Below are 16,829 nucleotides of genomic sequence, written 5' to 3' on the forward strand. Positions count from 1 at the left end.
TCGATGTTGACTCCGATCGTCAACATCGAGCGGATTCGCCGGGCGTCCCGCGTACCTAACGTTTCCGGTATGAATCTTCGACTCGCTGCTCTGCTCGGACTGATCGGTCTGGCCCGCCCGGTGCTCAGCATCGTGGGGGTCTATGACTCCGGGCCCCTCGGCAAGCCGTTCGGGCCACTCCTGCTCACCGCCGTCATCTCGATCGTCTGGATCGTCGTCGTGGTGGTGCGCCGGGAGCCCAAGCCGATACACACGCTGGCCGCCGCCGGGGTGGCCTACGCGCTGTTCGCCATTCTGCTGAACCTGTCGCTGCAACCCTTCCTGGAGTCGGCCGAGTCGATTCCGCTGCCGGGCTACCTGGCCATGCCGATCTTCAACGCGCTCCAGGGTGCCGTGCTCGGTGCCGTCGCCTGGGCGATCCTGCGGGCGACGAGCCGCCGCCGGGCCGAGACCGCCTCCCGGTGAGGACGATCGGCGTCGCCGTCGTCGGCATGTTCGCCGGGCTGCTGCTCGGCGTGGTGCTTACCGAGTCGGCCGTCCGTCCGGCCGGAACGGACGTCTCGCCCGCCACGGCGCTCGTGCTCGGCCTCGGGCCGCTGCTTCTCGCCGTACTCGGGGCGGTAGCCGGCTTGCTGATCGACCGACGCCGCCGGTGAGCGCGACCTACCCTGCCACCATGGGTCCGCATGCGCGCTGGACGGACGTCGGGCTGGGCGTCGCCACGGTCGCCGTCGTCGGCGCCGCGGTCACCGCGAACGTGCGCGGCGACGGGACACCGGCGGTCGCCTATCTGTTCGCGGTCGGATTCGGCGCGCTGATGTGGGTCCGCCGGTCGCAGCCGGTACTGGCGCTTGTCGCGTCCGGCATCGGGCTGCTCGGCTATTACGCGCTCGGACTGCCCCCGATCGGGCTGGCGTTGCCGGTCGGCGCCGCGCTCTACTCGGCCGCCGAGGCCGGCCGGCTGCGCTGGGCGGTGGGCAGCGCGGCGGCCCTGGTGGTGATCTCCTCGGTGGCGCGCACGCTCGGCGGAGAGGATCCGGGCTACCTGTACGCATACGAACTGCCCACGACCGTTGCGGTGATGGCCGCCGTGATCGTGCTCGGCGACGGGGTGCACACCCGGCGGCTCTGGCGGGCCGAGGTGGGTGCGCGACTGGCCGAGGAGGCCGAGCGGCGGGTACAGCACGAGCGGCTGGCGCTCGCCCGCGACCTGCACGACGTGCTCGCGCACACCGTCTCGGCGGTCACTCTGCACGCGGACGTGGCCGCGGAGGCGCTCGACGACGGCGACCCGGTCGCGGCCCGTACGGCGATCGGCCGGGTGCGGCAGGCGAGCGGGGGAGCGGCACAGGAGTTGCGTGGCACGCTCGCGGCGCTGCGCAGCGAGGCCGACGGCGTGTCACCTCCGCTGGGGGTGCTGGCCCGGCTCGGCGACCTGACCGCCGGCGCGCCGGTCGACCTGACCGTCGAGGGCCGGGAGCGGCCGTTGCCGATGGTGGTGGACGCGACCGCGTACCGGGTGGTGCAGGAGGCGCTGACGAACGCGCGGCGGCACGCTCCCGGCCGCGCCGTCCGGCTGACCGTCTCCTACCGTCCGGCGGAGATCGGCCTGCGCATCGTCAACGACACCGTGGCGGCCCCGGCCGGCCCGCACGGCTACGGCCTGCGCGGCATGCGCGAACGGGTCGGCCTGCTCGGCGGCTCGCTGCGCGCCGGCCCGGCGCCGGACGGCACCTTCGAGGTCACCGCGACCCTGCCCGCGGAGGCGGTCGCGTGACCGTCCGGGTGGTGATCGCGGACGATCAGGAACTCGTCCGGGCCGGGTTGCGCGCGCTGCTGGAGCGCGACCCCGAGCTGGTCGTCGTCGGCGAGGCCGCGGACGGCGCCGGCGCGGTCGCCTCGGTGACGGCCGAGCAGCCGGATGTCGTGCTGATGGACCTGCAGATGCCGGGCACCGACGGCATCGAGGCGACCCGCCGCATCGTGGCCGATCCGGCGCTCGCCGCCGTGCGGGTCGTCGCGCTGACCACGTACGGCACGGACGAGCACGTCTTCTCCGCCATCCGGGCCGGCGCGGCCGGCTTCCTGCTCAAGGACTGCGGCCCGGCCGAGCTGCGCCGGGCGGTAAAACTGGTGGCGGCGGGCGACGCCCTGCTGTCGCCCGCGGTGACCCGGCGGGTGATGGACGCCGCGGTCGGCGCCGGCCCGGGCGGCGTGCGGAGCGCCCCGCTGGCCGGCCTCACCGGGCGTGAACGCGACGTTCTGATCGAGGTCGCGGGTGGCCGTTCCAATGACGAGATCGCCGCCGCGCTGCACCTGAGCCCGGCGACAGTCCGCACCTACGTGAGTCACCTACTGACCAAGATGGACGCCCGCGACCGCGCGCAGTTGGTGGTGGTCGCCTACCGCACCGGGCTGGTCCGCCCCAGCTAGGTCCTGTTTCGGACCGAAACAGGACCTAGCGCCGCATCGGTACGTGCGGGATGCCGTCCTCCAGGAATCCCGGCCCCGCGACGGTGAAGCCGAAGCGGGCGTAGAAGCCGGTCAGGTGCGCCTGCGCCGCGAGCGTGCAGGGCCTGGCGCCGACGACGGTGAGTGCGTGCTCCACGAGCCGGCTCGCGTAGCCGCCCTTGCGGGCGTCCGGCGCCGTCACCACGCGGCCGATCCGCTCGGTGTCGCCGTCGGCAAGGATCCGCAGGTAGGCGAGGACCTCGTCGCCGCGGGTCAGCCACACGTGCCGGGTGCCGGGTTCGGCGTCGCGCCCGTCGAGTTCCGGGTACGGGCACCGCTGCTCCACGACGAAGACGTCGACGCGGAGCTTGAGGATCGCGTACAGGGTGGTGGTGTCGAGATCGGGAAACGACGCCACCCGGATCTCTTCTCGGGGCTCCGGATGCATGAGTGCGATTTTATGCGTCACCCGACGACCCCTCGGGCGGTTGGAACAGGAGGTGACGCGCAGTCTGGAGGGTTAAATGATCAAGCGAAGCAAGCTCTTCGGCAACAAGACCCGGGTGACGTTCTGCCTGCCGAAGGACGCGCCCTCCGGCTCGGTGAGCGTGGTCGGCACGTTCAACGACTGGGAGCCGGGGCTGCACGAGCTCAAGGTGCGCCGGGACGGCACCCGCACGGTCACGGTCCGGCTGGACCCGGGCCGCTACAGCTTCCGCTACCTGGCCAGCGACGGCATCTGGATGGACGACGAGAACGCCGACGCGGTGGGGCCGAACGGCAGCGAGCTGGTGCTCTGACCGCGGTACACGTACCGGTTACGGCCCTTCCGTCCGGTGGCACCGGTTGGCAGACTGTGCGCGTGCAGAAGTTCGAGGCTGACCTGTCCAACGCCGTGTGGCGCCGCAGCGCCTCGTCCGGGGCGGCGGGTGCCGCCGCCGTCGAGGTCGCCCTGCTCGATGCCGGCGTCGCCGTGCGCGATGCCCGCGACCCCGAGGGGGACGTGCTGTTCTTCACCCCGGCCGAATGGGACGCCTTCGTCGGTGGCGCCAAGGACGGCGAGTTCGACCTGTAGCGTGGTGAACGAGGGCATGCCGGTCTTTCCGGATATCAACCTGAATAAGGTTCATTTCTGGGTAGCCTGCCCGTATGACCACTCACGATAGTTCTGACCTGCTGAAAAAGGTGGAGCGGTACGAGGCTGCCGTGAAGGAGCTCGAGGCCGCCCACGAGGACGTCAAGGATGTCCTGATCGAATCGATCCTGTACGCCCGCTGGCAGCAGCTCGGCAGCCAGCTCGGCTTCACGGCCGTCGACCCGGCGAAGCAGAAGGGCGAGGAGCCCAACCGCGACCTCCAGCAGCTCAACCAGCAGATCTCGGCGATGAGTGAGTCCTGGGCGCACTGATTTGTGACCCGTGACGCCCGGGGTCGCGGGCGGCCCCGGGCGTACCGAGGCGCTAGCGTGGCGGGCATGGTCGACACCCAGTACGAAGATCTGCTGCGCCGGGTTCTCGAGACCGGCACCCCGAAGGCGGACCGCACCGGCACCGGCACGGTCAGCCTCTTCGGCGAGCGCCTGCGCTACGACCTGTCGCAGGGCTTCCCGCTGATCACCACCAAGCGGGTGCACTTCAAGTCCGTCGCGGTCGAGCTGCTCTGGTTCCTGCGCGGTGACAGCAACACGCTCTGGCTGCGCGAGCGCGGTGTGACCATCTGGGACGAGTGGGCCGACGAGAACGGCGACCTCGGCCCGGTGTACGGCCGGCAGTGGCGCTCCTGGCCGACGCCCGACGGCGGCCACGTCGACCAGATCGCCGACCTGCTCGCCACGCTGCGCGCCGACCCGGACTCGCGCCGCATGATCGTCTCCGCCTGGAACGTGTCCCAGCTGCCGGAGATGGCGCTCGCGCCGTGCCACGCGATGTTTCAGTTCTACGTCGCCGACGGCCGGCTCTCCTGCCAGCTCTACCAGCGCAGCGCGGACATGTTCCTCGGCGTCCCGTTCAACGTCGCCAGCTACGCGCTGCTGACCCAGATGATCGCGGCCCAGGTCGGCCTGGTGCCCGGCGACTTCATCTGGGTCGGCGGCGACTGCCACATCTACTCCAACCACGTCGAGCAGGTGCGCGAGCAGCTCAGCCGGCCGGCATACCCGTTCCCGACGCTGGAGACGGCGCCGGCGGAGTCGCTGTTCGACTACACCTACGAGCACTTCTCGCTGGCCGGCTACCAGCATCACCCGGCGCTGCGCGCCCCGGTGGCGGTGTGACCGTGCACCTGATCTGGGCCGAGGCCCGGGGCGGGGTGATCGGGGCGAACGGCGGCATACCCTGGCACCTGCCCGGCGAGCAGAAGATCTTCAAGGAACGCACGATGGGCTCGACCGTGGTGATGGGGCGTGCCACGTGGGACTCGCTGCCGGAGCGGTTCCGGCCGCTGCCCGGCCGCCGCAACGTGGTGCTGACCCGGCAGCCGGGCTGGCGCGCGGAGGGCGCGGAGGTCTTCGGCTCGGTCGACGACCTGCTGAAGGTCCACGACGACTTCTGGGTGATGGGCGGGGGCGCGATCTACGCCGCGTTCCTGCCGATGGCCGGCCACATCGTGCGTACCCGCATCGACCTCGACGTCGAGGGCGACACGTTCGCGCCGCGGCTGGGCCCGGAGTGGCGGGTCACCGCCGGCGCCGGCGCCGAGGCGCCGGGCACCGGCGTGCGTTACACGGTGGAGGACCTCACCCGGGTGCCTACTTCGGGTCCAGCCTGATCGACAGGCTGTTCACGCAGTGCCGGGTGTTCTTCGCAGTCATCATCTCGCCCTTGAAGACGTGGCCCAGGTGGCTGTCGCACCGGGCGCAGCGGATCTCCGTGCGGACCATGCCGAGGCTGCGGTCCTCGATCTCCTTGATCGCGCCGGGCACGGCGTCGTCGAACGACGGCCAGCCGCAGTGCGAGTCGAACTTGGTGTCGCTCGGGTAGAGCTCGGCGCCGCAGGCGCGGCACGCGTACATGCCCTCGGTCTTGGTGTCGACGTACTCGCCGCGCCAGGCGGGCTCGGTGGCGCCCTCGCGCAGCACCCGGAACTCGTCGGGGCTCAGTCGGACCCGCCATTCATCCTCGGTGGCGGGCAGGGAGGTCTTGTCGGTTGCCATGCCTCCAAAGGTACGTCGATGCATCGCCTCGCACCGCCAGTGCGGCGCGGGGCCGTGACCCGCGCCGTTGAACAGCCATGGACGCAGCGCGATTCCGCCCCACCTGGCAGCAGGCCCTCGGCCACGGCATGTACCTCGGCGCGCTCGCCGCGGCGGTGATGCTCCTCGCCACGCTGGGCGCGCTGGGCTGGACGCGAGCCACGCCACCGCACTGGGTCTGGCCGCTGCTCGCGTTCGGGCCGCCGCTGGCCGGGGCGGTCGCCGGGGTACTGCTGCGGCACCGGCTCGGCACCTCGGTCGACGCCGGCGGCATCCGCACGGTGACGCCGTTCCGCGCGGCCGTCGAGCCGTGGAGCCGGGTCGTCGACCTGCGCGCCGAGCGCCGCGGTGGCCGCAACGTCGTCTCCGTCTACCTGGAGTCCGGTGCGAGCGTGCAGCTGCGCGCGCCGTACAGCGGCGAGCTCTTCGCGGCGGACCCGCAGTTCGAGCTCAAGGTCTTCGCACTGTCGCACTTGTGGCGCAGTCACCGCTTTGGAGGCGTTCCAAGCTGAAATGACCCGCTGAGGGAAGATGCGACAAATTCGGGCATAAGCCGCTAAGCTCACATCGGACCTTGACGACTTTTCGCAACAGAACGGATTCCCTTCATGAGTTTGACGCGCCGGTTGGCCGCTGGACTTCCCGCGGTCGGCGTCACCGTCATCGCCGCTCTGGCCCTTACCGGGTCCCCTGCCGCCGCGACGGGCGACGAGTCCGCCGTCGCCAAGCAGCCCGCCGTGATGGCCAGCCCGTGTCCGGACGGACAGCAGTGCGAGGACGCCAGCGCGGCCCCGGTCGCGCCGGAAGCGCCCGGCGACGCCGCACCCGCCGCGGTCGCGCCGGACCGCGGCAACGCCGGCTACGGCACGACGCCGCCGGCCACCGTCTACACCGTGCCGCCGGGCGGCGAGCTCCCGGCGACCTCCCCCGCGGCCACGCCCAGCGTGCCGGGCGGGGTCAGCCCGGCCGGCACGCTCCCGCTCACCGGAGCGCCGATGGCCCTCACCATGGGTATCGGTGCGCTGATGGTCGCCGCCGGCGCGGCCGCCGTCTACTACACCCGGCGCCGCCGCAGCGCCTGACCCTCTGCGGGCTCTCGAAGGCCGCCCCCGGATCTTTCCGAGGGCGGCCTTCGCCCATGCCGCTGCCTTAAGGTCGTCGCATGGCCCCATCTGCCAAGTCACCCGCCGTCGAGGTCGAGGTCGCCGGTCATCCGGTACGGCTGAGCAGCCCCGACAAGATCGTCTTCCCCGGCCCGGGCTACACCAAGCGGGACGTGTTCGAGTACTACCTCGCGGTCGGCGACGGCATCATGCGCGCCCTGGACCGCCGCCCGACGACCCTGCAACGCTTCCCCGACGGCATCGAGGGCGAGGCGTTCTTCCAGAAGCGGATACCCACCCGCGGGGTGCCGCCCTGGATCGAGACCGCGACGATCGCGTTCCCGAGCGGCCGCAAGGCCGACGAGCTGTGCCCGGCGGACCTCGCGCACGTGGCCTGGGCGGCGCAGATGGGCACGATCGTCTTCCACCCCTGGCCGGTACGCGGCGACGCGGTCGACCACCCGGACGAGCTGCGCATCGACCTGGACCCGCAGCCCGGCACCGGCTTCGGCGACGTGGTGGCCACGGCCGGGGTGGTCCGCGAGGTCCTCGCCGACCTCGGCTGGACCGGTTACCCCAAGACCTCCGGCGGCCGCGGGGTGCACGTCTACGTGCGCATCGCGCCCGGCCACCCATTCGTCGACGTGCGGCGGGCCGCCATCGCGCTGGCCCGCGAGGTCGAGCGCCGCAGCCCCGACCGGATCACCACCGCCTGGTGGAAGGAGGAGCGCGGCGAGCGGGTCTTCATCGACTACAACCAGATGGCGCGGGACCGCACGATCGCCTGCGCGTACTCGCTGCGGGCCAACGCCCGGGCGACGGTCTCCACGCCGGTCACCTGGGACGAGCTGACCGAGGTCGAGCCGGACGACTTCGACCTGCGCACGGTGCCGGCGCGGTTCGCCGCCGTCGGCGACCCGCACGCGACCATCGACGACGTCGCCCACGACCTCGCGCCGCTGCTCGAGTGGTCCGACCGCGACGCGGCGGCCGGGCTCGGTGACCTGCCCTACCCGCCCGACCACCCGAAGATGCCGGGCGAGCCGCCCCGCGTCCAGCCCAGCAAGATGAACCGCGCCAACTGGGAGAACACCGAGTAGCTCGCTAGAGGGTCAGCTTGAAGCCCTCGTGTGACGCCTCGAAGCCGAGGTCCGCGTAGAAGCGGTGCGCGTCGGTGCGGCGCTTGTCCGTGGTGAGCTGGGCCAGGCCGCAGCCGCGTTCGCGGGCGCGGTCCAGGGACCACCGCATCATGGCCCGGCCGACGCCGCGGCCGCGCAGGTCGGCGCGGACCCGGACCGCCTCGATGGTCATGCGTTCGGCGCCGCGCCGGCTCAGCGACGGGATGAAGGTCAGCTGGCAGGTGCCGACCACCGCGCCGGCCTCGTCGGCCACGATCAGTTCGTTGCGGGGGTCGGCGTCGATCGCCTCGAACGCCGCCCAGCAGGCCGCGTCGACCTCCTCGGGGACCGCCGGACCGCCGTGCGCCGCGGCGTCGCGGGCGCGGGCGATGTCGTCGTTCGTCAGGAGATCGAGGATCGCCGGGACGTCCGCCCGGGTCGCGGTTCGAAAGATCGTCTGGGCCACCCGGCCATCCTGACACGGCCGTCGGGCTGAGCCGCCGACCGGTCGGGCCGGTGCAGGATGGCCGGATGCGAGTGCTGCTGACACCCTTTCGGGCGATCTACCGCGGGCTGGTGCGGCTCGCGAACTCCCCGCGGAACCTGATCCTGTCCTACCTGCTGCTCATCGTGGTGTGCAGCGTGCTCTACCGCTTCTTCGAGAGGGAGTCCCTCGGCGACTCGCTGTGGTGGGCCGTGGTGACCGCGTCGACGGTCGGCTACGGGGACATCTCACCGGGGACGTGGCAGGGCCGGGTCATGGCCGCGGTGCTCATCTCGGTCATGGTGCTGATCGTCGTGCCGCTGATCACGGCGCACTTCGCCAGCAAGCTGATCGTCGATCACGACGCCTTCCGGCACGAGGAGCAGGAGGAGCTGAAGAACAACCTGCGGCACGTGCGCCGGCTCCTCGAGGAGCTCGCCGCCCGCCAGGGCGTCACTGCGGAGGACAGCGCAGACCCTCCGCCGGCACCTTCAGATCGATGAGGTAGGCGTCCACCGCCGCCACGATGCACTTCGTGCTCGGGTACGCGGTGTGGCCCTCGCCCTCCCAGGTGAGCACGCGGCCGGTGCCCAGCATGGACGCCAGCTCGGCCGTGTTCTCGTACGGGGTGGCGGGGTCGCCCGTCGTGCCGACCACCACGATCGGCGGTGCGCCGGTCGCCGGGCCGGCCGGGTACGGGTCCTTGGCGCCCGGCCAGAACGTGCACGACAGCATGCCGATCGCCAGCGGCGCGCCGAACAGCGGGTACTTCTTGCGCCAGTCGCTCTGTAGCTGCCGTACCCGTTCGGCCGTCGGCGCCTTGTCGGTGTCCGCGCAGTTCACCGCGAGGTTCGCGTCGAACAGGTTGGAGTAGGTGCCGTCGGGCTTGCGGTCGGCGTACTGGTCGGCCAGGTCGAAGATGCCCGACGGGTCGCCGCCCTGCAGGTCGGCGACCGCCTTGGCGAGCTGCTGCCAGCCCGGCTCGGTGTACAGCGAGGCGATCACCGCGTAGAAGATCCAGCCGGAGGTGGCGGCGCGGCCGTCCTCGCCCTCGACCGGGGAGGCGTCCGCCTTGGCCATGGCGTCGGTGACGGCGCCGCGGGCGTCCGGCGCGATCGGGCACTTGCCGGCGTTCGCCTTGCACCAGGCGGTGAAGTTGGTGAACGCGCGCTCGAAGCCCTTGGCCTGCGCCTCGGAGCCGGCCTCGAAGCCCTGCTTCGGGTTGACCGCGCCGTCCAGCACCAGGGCGCGGACCTTGCCCGGGTAGAGCTGTGCGTAGGTCGCGCCGAGCAGGGTGCCGTACGAGTAGCCGAGGTAGGTCGTCTTCGCGTCGCCGACGGCCGCGCGGATCGCGTCCATGTCGTGCGCGGCCTGCTCGGTGGAGAAGAACGGTAGCTGCGCGCCGTACTTGTCGCCGCAGCCGACGGCGACGCGCTTGTTGAGCGCGACGATCTCCTGGAACTCGGCGTCGGTCTCCGGGTCCGGCACGGCCGCGAACGTCGCGTCCTGGTCGGCGGCGCTAATGCACTTGACCGGGGCGGACCGGTGCACGCCGCGCGGATCGAAGCCGACGAGGTCGAACCGGTCGGTGATCTCGGTGGGCAGGCCGCCGAGAGCCTGGCCGAAGGAGAGATAGACGGACATGTCGATGCCGGAGCTGCCGGGACCGCCGGGGTTGATGAGCAGCGAGCCGATCCGGTCCCGCTGCGTGCGCGAACGGATCCGGATCATGGCGACTTCGTAGGTCTGGCCGCTCCGGGGCGCCGCCCAGTCGCGGGGCACCGCGACGGACGCGCACTCGTAGGTCATGCCGGAGGCGCCGCGCCCGACCAGCTGCCGCGGTACCTCGGGGCAGGGCGTCCACTGCGCCTGCGTGCCGGGCACGGCGGGCGGCGCCTTGCCGGCGGCGGTGCCCGGCACGTCGCCGTCGGAATCGGGCGCGAACACCGGCAGCGTGCAACCGGCGGTCGCGACGACCGCGGCGAGCAGGGCGGCCAGGACCAGGCGGGGGTTACGCGGCACGGTGCGCGGCCTTTCTCGATCGGCTCTTGCTCGCCACGAGGCTACGCGAGCGGCCGGGCGAAGAGCGTCAGCGGCTCGTGAGCACGTCCGCCAGGTTGAAGCGCACGGGCCGTTCGAGCTGCTCGTAGGTGCAGGAACCCGGCTCCCGGTCCGGCCGCCAGCGTTCGAACTGTGCGGTGTGCCGGAAGCGCAGGCCCTCCATGTAGTCGTAGCGCACCTCGACCACCCGCTCCGGGCGCAGCGGCACGAAGGACAGGTCCTTGCCGTTGTTCCAGCGGCTCACCTCGTTGCGGCGCGGGGTGCGCTCGCCCTGCTCGTGCGCCGCCCAGTTCCACGGGTGCCCCTCGAACGTGGTGACCAGGTGTTGCAGCTCGGCGAAGAGCTCCTCGCGTACCGCCATCGAGAACGAGCCGATCACGCCGACCGAGACCAGCACGCCGCGCTCGTCGTGCAGGCCGAGCAGCAGCGAGCCGATCCGGTTGTCGCCGGACTTGTGCACCCGGTAGCCCGCGACCACGCAGTCGGCCGTGCGCTTGTGCTTGATCTTGGACATCACCCGCTTGTCCGGCTCGTACCCGAGGTCCTTGCCCTTGGCGATGAGCCCGTCCAGGCCCGCGCCCTCGAACTCGGCGAACCACCGCTGCGCCGTGTCCAGGTCGTCGGTCGCCGGGGTGACGTAGACGGGCGGCTTCGCGGTGGCGAGGCACTGCTCCAGCCGCGCCCGGCGCTCGGCGAACGGGAGCGTGGTCAGGTCCTCGTCGCCGAGCGCCAGCAGGTCGAAGGCGACGAAGCCGGCCGGGGTCTGCTCGGAGAGCAGCTTGACCCGGCTCGCCGCCGGGTGGATGCGCTGTTGCAGCGCCTCGAAGTCGAGGGTGTTGCGGGCGGTGTCGGCGACGATGATCTCGCCGTCGATCACCGACCGCGGCGGGAAGTTGGCAAGCACCGCCTCGACGACCTCGGGGAAGTAGCGGGTCATCGGCTTCTCGTTGCGGCTGCCGATCTCCACCTCGTCGCCGTCGCGGAAGATGATCGACCGGAAGCCGTCCCACTTCGGCTCGTAGAGCTGCCCGGGCGGGATGGCGGCGACGGGCTTGGCCAGCATCGGCTTGACGGGCGGGTTGATCGGCAGGTCCATCGGCACAGTCTGCCTCTTCACGGCCCGCCGTCGTGCCCGTCGGCACGCAATTCTCAGGCGACGGAGATGTGCGACCGGCGCCGGAGCCGGAGCGTCGTGGCCAGCGCCACCACGGCGAGGACCACGGCAAGGGTGGTGCCCGCGTGGGCGAGCCCGCGGCCCACATGGTCGGTGCCGGCGTCGCTCTCGACGGCGTAGGTGCCGATCTCGCGGGTGAACCAGAACGGCAGCGCGTGCGCCGTGGTCTTCTCCGGGTCGAGCATCATCTGCATGGCGACGATGGTGAGCAGCACCAGCATGCCCTCGAGCTCGCGCGGCAGCAGCGCGGCGACGGCCAGGCCGAGCGGCGGCGCCACCGCGACGGTCAGCACCAGGATCAGCGCGATGGCGTCGTTGCGCACCTTGCCGTCGAGGTCGACGAGGATCAGCAGGTAGTACGGCAGCGCGAGGGTGAGCCCGACGGTCCACAGCGCCGCTAGCCGGCCCAGGTAGAGCTGGTGCGTGGCGTAGCCGGCGATCCGCAGCCGGGGCTCGATGCCGCGCGCCGCGCTGCCCGCGAACAGGGCGGCGGTGCTCAGCGTCCAGCCGATGCCCAGCGACACGAAGCGCACCGACTGCCAGTAGGCCTCGCCCCGGCGGCTGTAGTAGAACGCCAGCGGCAGCAGCGCCAGCAGGATCAGCACGCCGCGGCGCCGGGAGATCTCGCGCAGCGCCATTTCGGCCACGACAAGGGTCTTCGTCATCGCACCCCTCCGGGCGTCAGGTCCAGCACGGTGTCCACCCGGTCCAGCTCGTTGAGCAGGTGGGTGACCACGACGATCGCCTTGCCGGCGTCGCGCCATTGCCAGACCTGCTGCCAGAAGTCCAGGTAGGTGCCGTTGTCGAAGCCCTGGTAGGGCTCGTCGAGCAGCAGCACGTCCGGGTCGCCGAGCCGGCCGAGGATCAGGTTCAGCTTCTGCCGGGTGCCGCCGGACAGGTGCCGGCTCTGCCGGGCCTGCGGTGCGCCGGCCCAGTCGAGGGCCGCGGCCATCGAGCGGCCGCGCGCCCTGGCCTCCGTACGCCCGACGCCCCGACCGGCGCCGACCAGCACGAAGTGCTCGTCGGGGGTGAGGAAGTCGGAGGTGCCGCCGTCCTGCGGGCAGTAGCCGACGGTGCCGCCGAGCCGGACGTGACCGGAGTCGGGCGAGAGCAGCCCGGCACAGATCCGCAGCATGGTGCTCTTGCCGCAGCCGTTTGCGCCGATCATCGCCACCACCTCGCCGGCGTGCACGCTCAGGTCGACGTTGTTCAGGACGGTTCTGCGGCCGTACCGCTTGGTGATGCCGGTGGCCCGCAGGCGCGGCTCGCCGGACGGCCTGCGGGGCTCCGGGGTCGCGCCGCGCAGGCCGGCGACGACGGCCAGGGCGTATGCGGCCGGCGGCCCGAAGACCTCCAGCGGGTGCTGGCCGCTGTCGCGCAGGTGTGCGGCGGCCTCGCCGACCGGCCCGGCCGGGTCGATCCGGCGGCGGCGTAGCTCGGCCGACAGCGCGGCGAGCCAGTCATCGGCGGTCACGGAACCTCCATGATTGCGTTGACGTTGCCCACGAAGACGGCCCAGTCGGCGCCGGCGCTCCGCAGGGTCGCGGCTCCGTCGTCGCTGAGCCGGTAGTACTTGCGGGCCGGCCCGCTCGCCCCGGTCCGCCAGTCGGCGACGACCAGGCCGAGGCGTTCCAGCCGGAGCAGGGCGGGGTAGAGCGTGCCGCCCGCGATGACGCCGAGGCCGCCGGCCTCGAGCCGCTGTGCGATCTCGTAGCCGTAGGACTCGCCGCGGGCGAGCGCGCCGAGCACGCAGAGGTCGAGCACCCCGCGCAGCCACTGGGTCCGTCGATCCACGCGGCAGAAGGTAGCACCGCTACCTAGTTAGCGCCACTATCTAGTGGCTCAGCGGACCAGCAACTCCACCAGCCGGTCCAGCTCGGCGCAGGGGTCGACGGCGAGGCCCATGTGCACCGGGCCGGCCTGGAGGATCGTGCTGCGCGGCGCCACCAGCCAGCGGAACCGCTCGCCCGGCTTCATCTCGCGGGCCGCGCCGCCGTCCGCGCCGCCGGCGCAGGTGGTCTCCCAGGACTTCAGGGCCGCCCGGATGCCGTCCAGGTCGGCGTGCGGGTCGAGGGCGAGCAGCCGGTTCTCGTGCAGGTGCGTGCGGGCGGCCAGGAAGTCGAGGCGCTGGCAGTAGAGGACAACGCCGACGTTGATCAGCTCACCCCGCTCGACCCGGGGGACCGCGCGGATGATCGCGTACTCATAAGGGCTCATGCCGCCACCCCCGGCAGCCAGGCCGCGGAGGCGGCGGCCCGGGCCCGCAGGTGGTCCAGGTAGGCGGCGCGCGCCTCGTCCGGGCCCGGGAAGTCGAACTCGGCCAGCCACTCGTCCGGCACCAGCGCGATGACCTCCTCGAGCAGCCGCGGCGTGAGCTCGGCGGCGAGCGCCGGGCCCGCGGTCGCCAGGGCGGTCGCGTACGGCTTCAGCACGTGATCGTCCCACTTGTACGCCCGGTGCGTGACCTTTCCCGCCCGGGGCCAGTCGTGGTGGAAGTAGAGCGTGGCGCCGTGGTCGATGAGCCAGAGTTCGCCGTGCCAGACCAGCAGGTTCGGGTTGCGCCAGCTGCGGTCGACGTTCTCCACGAAGGCGTCGAAGGCAAGTGTGCGCGACGCGAGCTCGGCCTCGACCGGGTGCGCCACCGGGTCGTAGCCGAGCGCGCCGGGCAGGTAGTCCATGCCGAGGTTGGCGCCCGCGCTCGCCTTGATGAGCTCCTGCACCTCCTGGTCGGGCTCCGCGCGCGCGACGACCGGGTCCAGGTGGGTGACGGCCAGCTCCGGAACGGGCAGCCCGAGGCGCCGGGCGAGCTCGCCGGCGATCACCTCGGCGATCAGCGCCTTGGGTCCCTGGCCGGCACCGCGGAACTTCACCACGTAGGTGCCGAGGTTGTCGGCCTCCACGATGCCGGGCAGCGACCCGCCCTCGCGCAGCGGTGTCACGTATCGGGTGGCTTTGACCTGGGGCAGCACCCCGCCCACCCTAGTGGTCAGGTAGCGGCGGGGCCGCGGCGGCGCAGGTCCTCGACCTTGGTCATGGCGTCGCGCAGGTCGGTGAGCCAGTCCTCGGTGTGCTCGCCGACCAGGCGCACGCACCACGCCAGCGCCTCGGACCGGCTGCGGGCGACGCCGGCGTCGACGAGCGTGTCGAGCACCTGTCGCTCGGGCTGGCGCAGCCGCGTCATGACCGGCGCGGAGAGGTGGGTGAACAACTCCTCGTTGTCGCCGCAGCGCACACCCCAGCTGACCTTGCGCTGGTAGCGGTGCTCGACCTGGAGGGCGACCTTGATCCGGTCGTCCCGGGTGTCCTCCCGGAACTGGTGTATCCGCCCGGCCTGCGCGGCGGCCCGGTCGGCGTCGGTGGCGTCGCCGCCCAGTTCGGGCGTGGGCACCCGGCCCCAGATGATGATCTCGTCGCGGTCGACGACGACGTGCGGCGGCTCGGTGAACCACCCGTCGGGCGAGGCGCCGGTGATCCAGGCGGCGGCGTCGTCGGCGGGCGGCGGCTCGGTACGGGCCCCGGAGGGCGGACGGAAGCGCATGACAACAACCTCCAACATCGGTGTTGATTACATACTTACACCGTTGTTGGAGAATCGCCACGCTCTCGATTCCGCTGTCAGAGGACGAAGGCGTCCGTCCAGAGCTGGCGGGACCGGCCGGACAGGGCCTCCATCAGCGCCACCGCCTGGCTGTCCGTCAGCGCGGCCACGAAGTCGATCACCGCGCGGCCGCGGGCCCGGCCCACCCGGTCACCGATGCCGTCCGGCAGCTCCGCCTCCGCCAGCTCCACCAGGTCGCGGATCCGGCGGGGGAGGCGCTCGGTCTCGTCCGGGTCGGCCAGCCAGGCCAGCAGCGCCTCGACCAGCGAGCCCAGCAGCCGGGCCTGGCCGCGCTGGTGCAGCGCCAGGTCCGGGCGGGCCAGCACGAACCGGTTCTGCACGAACTTGAGCACCTGCACCTCGTGCCACTGCGCCGGCGCCAGCAGCACGTGGCCCGAGCGCACCGCCGGCGACTCGGTGACCTCGATCGACTCGACCAGCCGCCGGGTCCAGTTCGCCGAGAACGCCGCGACCTGCGCCTCGGCCTCCAGCGATCCGTCGAACGGCGCGCTCAGCAGGCCGTCGACCAGCTCCGCGCGGACCTGCTCCACCGCCGCGGCGAAGGCGTCGTCGTCGCTGATCCAGCCGTCCTTGCGGTGCAGTTGGCGGCGCAGGGCCTCGATGGAGCTGCCCGGCCGGCGCTGGGCAGGCGCGAGGTCCTCGTCCGGTACGTCGCGGAACGCCGTGCGCTGCCACGCCATCAGCTCCGCCGCCACCGCGCCCTGCTGGAGCACGCCGACCCGGTGCACGTCCTCGAGGTCGTGGATCGCGTACGCGATGTCGTCGGCCGTGTCCATCACCGACGCCTCGGCCGTCTGCTGCCAGTCCGCGACCAGGCCGGCGAACGGCAGCCGGGCCTGCACCATGTCCTCGACCTCGGTCGAGTACGCGCCGAACTTCAGCGAGCCGCCGTCCGGGTCGTCCGGCGGCGCCGCCGCGCCGCGCGGCGGCGGGTCCAGGTGGCGGGGGTGCGGCGCCGGGTAGCTGCGCCGGGTCCACGGGTACTTGAGGATGGCCGCGCGGGTCGCGGCCGTCAGGTTCAGGCCGATCGTGGCCTGGCCGCGGATCTCCGTGCTCGTCACGATCCGGTACGACTGCGCGTTGCCCTCGAAGCCGTCGCGCAGCCGCAGCCGCTGGCGGGCCAGCCGGTCCAGCACCCGCTCGCCGAGGTGGCCGAAGGGCGGGTGGCCCAGGTCGTGCGCCAGGGCCGCGGCCTCGACCACGTCCGGGTCGCAGCCGCCCAGCTTCTCCAGGACGTCGCCGTAGCGCTCGTCGCGCAGCAGGCGTTCGGCAATCGCCCGGCCCACCTGGGCGACCTTGAGGCTGTGCGTGAGGCGGTTGTGCACCAGCAGGCCGCCGCCGCCGGGGCTGATCACCTGGGTGACGCCGGCCAGCCGCGCGAAGAACGGCGAGCTGACGATCCGGTCGCGATCCACGCGGAAGGGGCTGTAGGCGAGGTCGCCGGGGGCGACGAGCCGGTCGCCGAAGAGGCGCCGAACGCGAGGATCGTCCATGTGCCCGACGCTAATGCATCCGGTACCGCGGCCCGGTGATGTGTCCCCTACCTGAGGAGATCCACAGCACCACGGTGGCGTTTGGCGCCCGTGGGCGGTCAGACTTGGAAGTCGGACGGAACTGACACGGAGGAACC

25 protein-coding genes are annotated in these 16,829 nt (G+C 72.3%); 13 read left to right on the plus strand and 12 right to left on the minus strand.

Annotated features, from left to right (window positions below):
• The first annotated feature begins 69 nt into the window (after positions 1-69).
• The 4 genes from BJ971_RS05570 to BJ971_RS05585 are packed head-to-tail and all read left to right on the plus strand — an operon-like array spanning position 70 to position 2,433.
• Positions 70-465: a hypothetical protein gene (locus BJ971_RS05570; RefSeq protein ID WP_184990424.1), complete on the plus strand. Its 396-nt coding sequence runs from the start codon at positions 70-72 to the stop codon at positions 463-465.
• Positions 462-656 (plus strand): DUF5957 family protein, encoded by a 195-nt coding sequence (locus BJ971_RS05575; protein ID WP_184990426.1) that lies wholly within the window; start codon positions 462-464, stop codon positions 654-656. The genes BJ971_RS05570 and BJ971_RS05575 overlap by 4 nt, the downstream gene beginning before the upstream one ends.
• 20 nt (positions 657-676) lie before the next feature.
• Complete coding sequence (locus BJ971_RS05580) at positions 677-1,777, plus strand: sensor histidine kinase (RefSeq protein ID WP_184990428.1); 1,101 nt, start codon at positions 677-679, stop codon at positions 1,775-1,777.
• The gene (locus BJ971_RS05585) at positions 1,774-2,433 is read left to right on the plus strand and encodes a response regulator (protein WP_184990430.1); all 660 of its coding nucleotides are present in this window, start codon (positions 1,774-1,776) and stop codon (positions 2,431-2,433) included. The genes BJ971_RS05580 and BJ971_RS05585 overlap by 4 nt, the downstream gene beginning before the upstream one ends.
• Before the next feature lie 25 nt (positions 2,434-2,458).
• Here the strand turns inward: BJ971_RS05585 and BJ971_RS05590 are convergent, their stop codons facing one another.
• Positions 2,459-2,899: a GNAT family N-acetyltransferase gene (locus tag BJ971_RS05590; protein ID WP_184990431.1), complete on the minus strand. Its 441-nt coding sequence runs from the start codon at positions 2,897-2,899 to the stop codon at positions 2,459-2,461.
• 76 nt (positions 2,900-2,975) lie between these two features.
• Between BJ971_RS05590 and BJ971_RS05595 the strand changes: the two genes are divergently transcribed.
• From BJ971_RS05595 to BJ971_RS05615, 5 genes are all read left to right on the plus strand, one after another.
• Positions 2,976-3,251, plus strand: coding sequence for an isoamylase early set domain-containing protein (locus BJ971_RS05595; RefSeq protein ID WP_184990433.1), 276 nt, complete (start codon positions 2,976-2,978; stop codon positions 3,249-3,251).
• A gap of 62 nt (positions 3,252-3,313) precedes the next feature.
• Complete coding sequence (locus tag BJ971_RS05600; RefSeq protein WP_239087735.1) at positions 3,314-3,526, plus strand: DUF397 domain-containing protein; 213 nt, start codon at positions 3,314-3,316, stop codon at positions 3,524-3,526.
• Between the two features lie 74 nt (positions 3,527-3,600).
• A complete protein-coding gene (locus tag BJ971_RS05605; RefSeq protein ID WP_184990437.1) occupies positions 3,601-3,858 on the plus strand; it encodes a hypothetical protein in 258 nt (85 codons plus the stop codon).
• A gap of 66 nt (positions 3,859-3,924) precedes the next feature.
• Positions 3,925-4,722 carry a thymidylate synthase gene (locus BJ971_RS05610; RefSeq protein ID WP_184990439.1) on the plus strand — a complete coding sequence of 266 codons (798 nt, stop codon included), beginning with the start codon at positions 3,925-3,927 and terminating at the stop codon, positions 4,720-4,722.
• Positions 4,719-5,216 (plus strand): dihydrofolate reductase, encoded by a 498-nt coding sequence (locus BJ971_RS05615; RefSeq protein WP_184990441.1) that lies wholly within the window; start codon positions 4,719-4,721, stop codon positions 5,214-5,216. The genes BJ971_RS05610 and BJ971_RS05615 overlap by 4 nt, the downstream gene beginning before the upstream one ends.
• Here the strand turns inward: BJ971_RS05615 and msrB are convergent.
• Positions 5,197-5,601 (minus strand): peptide-methionine (R)-S-oxide reductase MsrB, encoded by a 405-nt coding sequence (gene msrB / locus BJ971_RS05620; protein WP_184990443.1) that lies wholly within the window; start codon positions 5,599-5,601, stop codon positions 5,197-5,199. The two genes, BJ971_RS05615 and msrB, sit on opposite strands and share 20 nt — an antisense overlap.
• 77 nt (positions 5,602-5,678) lie before the next feature.
• Between msrB and BJ971_RS05625 the strand changes: the two genes are divergently transcribed.
• The 3 genes from BJ971_RS05625 to ligD all read left to right on the plus strand — a co-directional run bounded on the left by BJ971_RS05625 (position 5,679) and on the right by ligD (position 7,843).
• Positions 5,679-6,152 (plus strand): hypothetical protein, encoded by a 474-nt coding sequence (locus tag BJ971_RS05625; protein ID WP_184990445.1) that lies wholly within the window; start codon positions 5,679-5,681, stop codon positions 6,150-6,152.
• Positions 6,153-6,248: 96 nt separating this feature from the next.
• Positions 6,249-6,722, plus strand: a complete 474-nt coding sequence (locus BJ971_RS05630) for an LPXTG cell wall anchor domain-containing protein (RefSeq protein ID WP_184990447.1) — start codon at positions 6,249-6,251, stop codon at positions 6,720-6,722.
• Positions 6,723-6,802: 80 nt separating this feature from the next.
• On the plus strand, positions 6,803-7,843 hold the full coding sequence (ligD, locus tag BJ971_RS05635; RefSeq protein WP_184990449.1) for a non-homologous end-joining DNA ligase: 1,041 nt from the start codon (positions 6,803-6,805) through the stop codon (positions 7,841-7,843).
• Between the two features lie 4 nt (positions 7,844-7,847).
• Here ligD and BJ971_RS05640 read toward each other — a convergent pair whose 3' ends face one another.
• Positions 7,848-8,327 (minus strand): GNAT family N-acetyltransferase, encoded by a 480-nt coding sequence (locus BJ971_RS05640; protein WP_184990451.1) that lies wholly within the window; start codon positions 8,325-8,327, stop codon positions 7,848-7,850.
• Between the two features lie 65 nt (positions 8,328-8,392).
• On the opposite strand from BJ971_RS05640, the gene BJ971_RS05645 reads away from it, so the two are divergent.
• A complete protein-coding gene (locus BJ971_RS05645; RefSeq protein ID WP_184990453.1) occupies positions 8,393-8,848 on the plus strand; it encodes a potassium channel family protein in 456 nt (151 codons plus the stop codon).
• On the opposite strand, the gene BJ971_RS05650 is transcribed toward BJ971_RS05645, so the two are convergent.
• From BJ971_RS05650 to BJ971_RS05690, 9 genes are all read right to left on the minus strand, one after another.
• On the minus strand, positions 8,799-10,367 hold the full coding sequence (locus tag BJ971_RS05650; protein WP_239087736.1) for an alpha/beta hydrolase: 1,569 nt from the start codon (positions 10,365-10,367) through the stop codon (positions 8,799-8,801). The genes BJ971_RS05645 and BJ971_RS05650 overlap by 50 nt on opposite strands.
• A 67-nt stretch (positions 10,368-10,434) precedes the next feature.
• A complete protein-coding gene (locus BJ971_RS05655; RefSeq protein WP_184990455.1) occupies positions 10,435-11,502 on the minus strand; it encodes an ATP-dependent DNA ligase in 1,068 nt (355 codons plus the stop codon).
• Between the two features lie 53 nt (positions 11,503-11,555).
• Positions 11,556-12,245 carry a hypothetical protein gene (locus tag BJ971_RS05660; RefSeq protein WP_184990457.1) on the minus strand — a complete coding sequence of 230 codons (690 nt, stop codon included), beginning with the start codon at positions 12,243-12,245 and terminating at the stop codon, positions 11,556-11,558.
• The gene (locus BJ971_RS05665; RefSeq protein ID WP_184990459.1) at positions 12,242-13,054 is read right to left on the minus strand and encodes an ABC transporter ATP-binding protein; all 813 of its coding nucleotides are present in this window, start codon (positions 13,052-13,054) and stop codon (positions 12,242-12,244) included. Before BJ971_RS05665 ends, BJ971_RS05660 begins: the two co-directional genes overlap by 4 nt.
• The gene (locus BJ971_RS05670) at positions 13,051-13,374 is read right to left on the minus strand and encodes a PadR family transcriptional regulator (protein ID WP_184990461.1); all 324 of its coding nucleotides are present in this window, start codon (positions 13,372-13,374) and stop codon (positions 13,051-13,053) included. Before BJ971_RS05670 ends, BJ971_RS05665 begins: the two co-directional genes overlap by 4 nt.
• A gap of 48 nt (positions 13,375-13,422) precedes the next feature.
• Positions 13,423-13,797, minus strand: coding sequence for a DUF3037 domain-containing protein (locus BJ971_RS05675; RefSeq protein WP_184990463.1), 375 nt, complete (start codon positions 13,795-13,797; stop codon positions 13,423-13,425).
• The gene (locus BJ971_RS05680) at positions 13,794-14,549 is read right to left on the minus strand and encodes a HipA family kinase (protein WP_184990465.1); all 756 of its coding nucleotides are present in this window, start codon (positions 14,547-14,549) and stop codon (positions 13,794-13,796) included. Before BJ971_RS05680 ends, BJ971_RS05675 begins: the two co-directional genes overlap by 4 nt.
• A gap of 17 nt (positions 14,550-14,566) precedes the next feature.
• The gene (gene abmR, locus BJ971_RS05685) at positions 14,567-15,118 is read right to left on the minus strand and encodes an ATP-binding transcription factor AbmR (RefSeq protein ID WP_184990467.1); all 552 of its coding nucleotides are present in this window, start codon (positions 15,116-15,118) and stop codon (positions 14,567-14,569) included.
• Between the two features lie 77 nt (positions 15,119-15,195).
• Positions 15,196-16,692 (minus strand): deoxyguanosinetriphosphate triphosphohydrolase family protein, encoded by a 1,497-nt coding sequence (locus tag BJ971_RS05690; RefSeq protein ID WP_184990469.1) that lies wholly within the window; start codon positions 16,690-16,692, stop codon positions 15,196-15,198.
• Positions 16,693-16,829 lie beyond the last annotated feature (137 nt).

The sequence above is a fragment of the Amorphoplanes digitatis genome, assembly GCF_014205335.1.
Taxonomy (GTDB): Bacteria; Actinomycetota; Actinomycetes; order Mycobacteriales; family Micromonosporaceae; genus Actinoplanes; species Actinoplanes digitatus.

Excerpts from the sequence above, each read along its gene's own strand:
- BJ971_RS05570 (WP_184990424.1), top strand. The coding sequence starts at position 70 with ATGAATCTTCGACTCGCTGCTCTGCTCGGACTGATCGGTCTGGCCCGC.
- BJ971_RS05580 (WP_184990428.1), top strand. The coding sequence starts at position 677 with ATGGGTCCGCATGCGCGCTGGACGGACGTCGGGCTGGGCGTCGCCACG.
- BJ971_RS05590 (WP_184990431.1), bottom strand. The coding sequence starts at position 2,899 with ATGCATCCGGAGCCCCGAGAAGAGATCCGGGTGGCGTCGTTTCCCGAT.
- BJ971_RS05595 (WP_184990433.1), top strand. The coding sequence starts at position 2,976 with ATGATCAAGCGAAGCAAGCTCTTCGGCAACAAGACCCGGGTGACGTTC.
- BJ971_RS05605 (WP_184990437.1), top strand. The coding sequence starts at position 3,601 with ATGACCACTCACGATAGTTCTGACCTGCTGAAAAAGGTGGAGCGGTAC.
- BJ971_RS05610 (WP_184990439.1), top strand. The coding sequence starts at position 3,925 with ATGGTCGACACCCAGTACGAAGATCTGCTGCGCCGGGTTCTCGAGACC.
- msrB (WP_184990443.1), bottom strand. The coding sequence starts at position 5,601 with ATGGCAACCGACAAGACCTCCCTGCCCGCCACCGAGGATGAATGGCGG.
- BJ971_RS05625 (WP_184990445.1), top strand. The coding sequence starts at position 5,679 with ATGGACGCAGCGCGATTCCGCCCCACCTGGCAGCAGGCCCTCGGCCAC.
- BJ971_RS05630 (WP_184990447.1), top strand. The coding sequence starts at position 6,249 with ATGAGTTTGACGCGCCGGTTGGCCGCTGGACTTCCCGCGGTCGGCGTC.
- ligD (WP_184990449.1), top strand. The coding sequence starts at position 6,803 with ATGGCCCCATCTGCCAAGTCACCCGCCGTCGAGGTCGAGGTCGCCGGT.
- BJ971_RS05645 (WP_184990453.1), top strand. The coding sequence starts at position 8,393 with ATGCGAGTGCTGCTGACACCCTTTCGGGCGATCTACCGCGGGCTGGTG.
- BJ971_RS05655 (WP_184990455.1), bottom strand. The coding sequence starts at position 11,502 with ATGGACCTGCCGATCAACCCGCCCGTCAAGCCGATGCTGGCCAAGCCC.
- BJ971_RS05660 (WP_184990457.1), bottom strand. The coding sequence starts at position 12,245 with ATGACGAAGACCCTTGTCGTGGCCGAAATGGCGCTGCGCGAGATCTCC.
- BJ971_RS05675 (WP_184990463.1), bottom strand. The coding sequence starts at position 13,797 with ATGAGCCCTTATGAGTACGCGATCATCCGCGCGGTCCCCCGGGTCGAG.
- abmR (WP_184990467.1), bottom strand. The coding sequence starts at position 15,118 with ATGCGCTTCCGTCCGCCCTCCGGGGCCCGTACCGAGCCGCCGCCCGCC.
- BJ971_RS05690 (WP_184990469.1), bottom strand. The coding sequence starts at position 16,692 with ATGGACGATCCTCGCGTTCGGCGCCTCTTCGGCGACCGGCTCGTCGCC.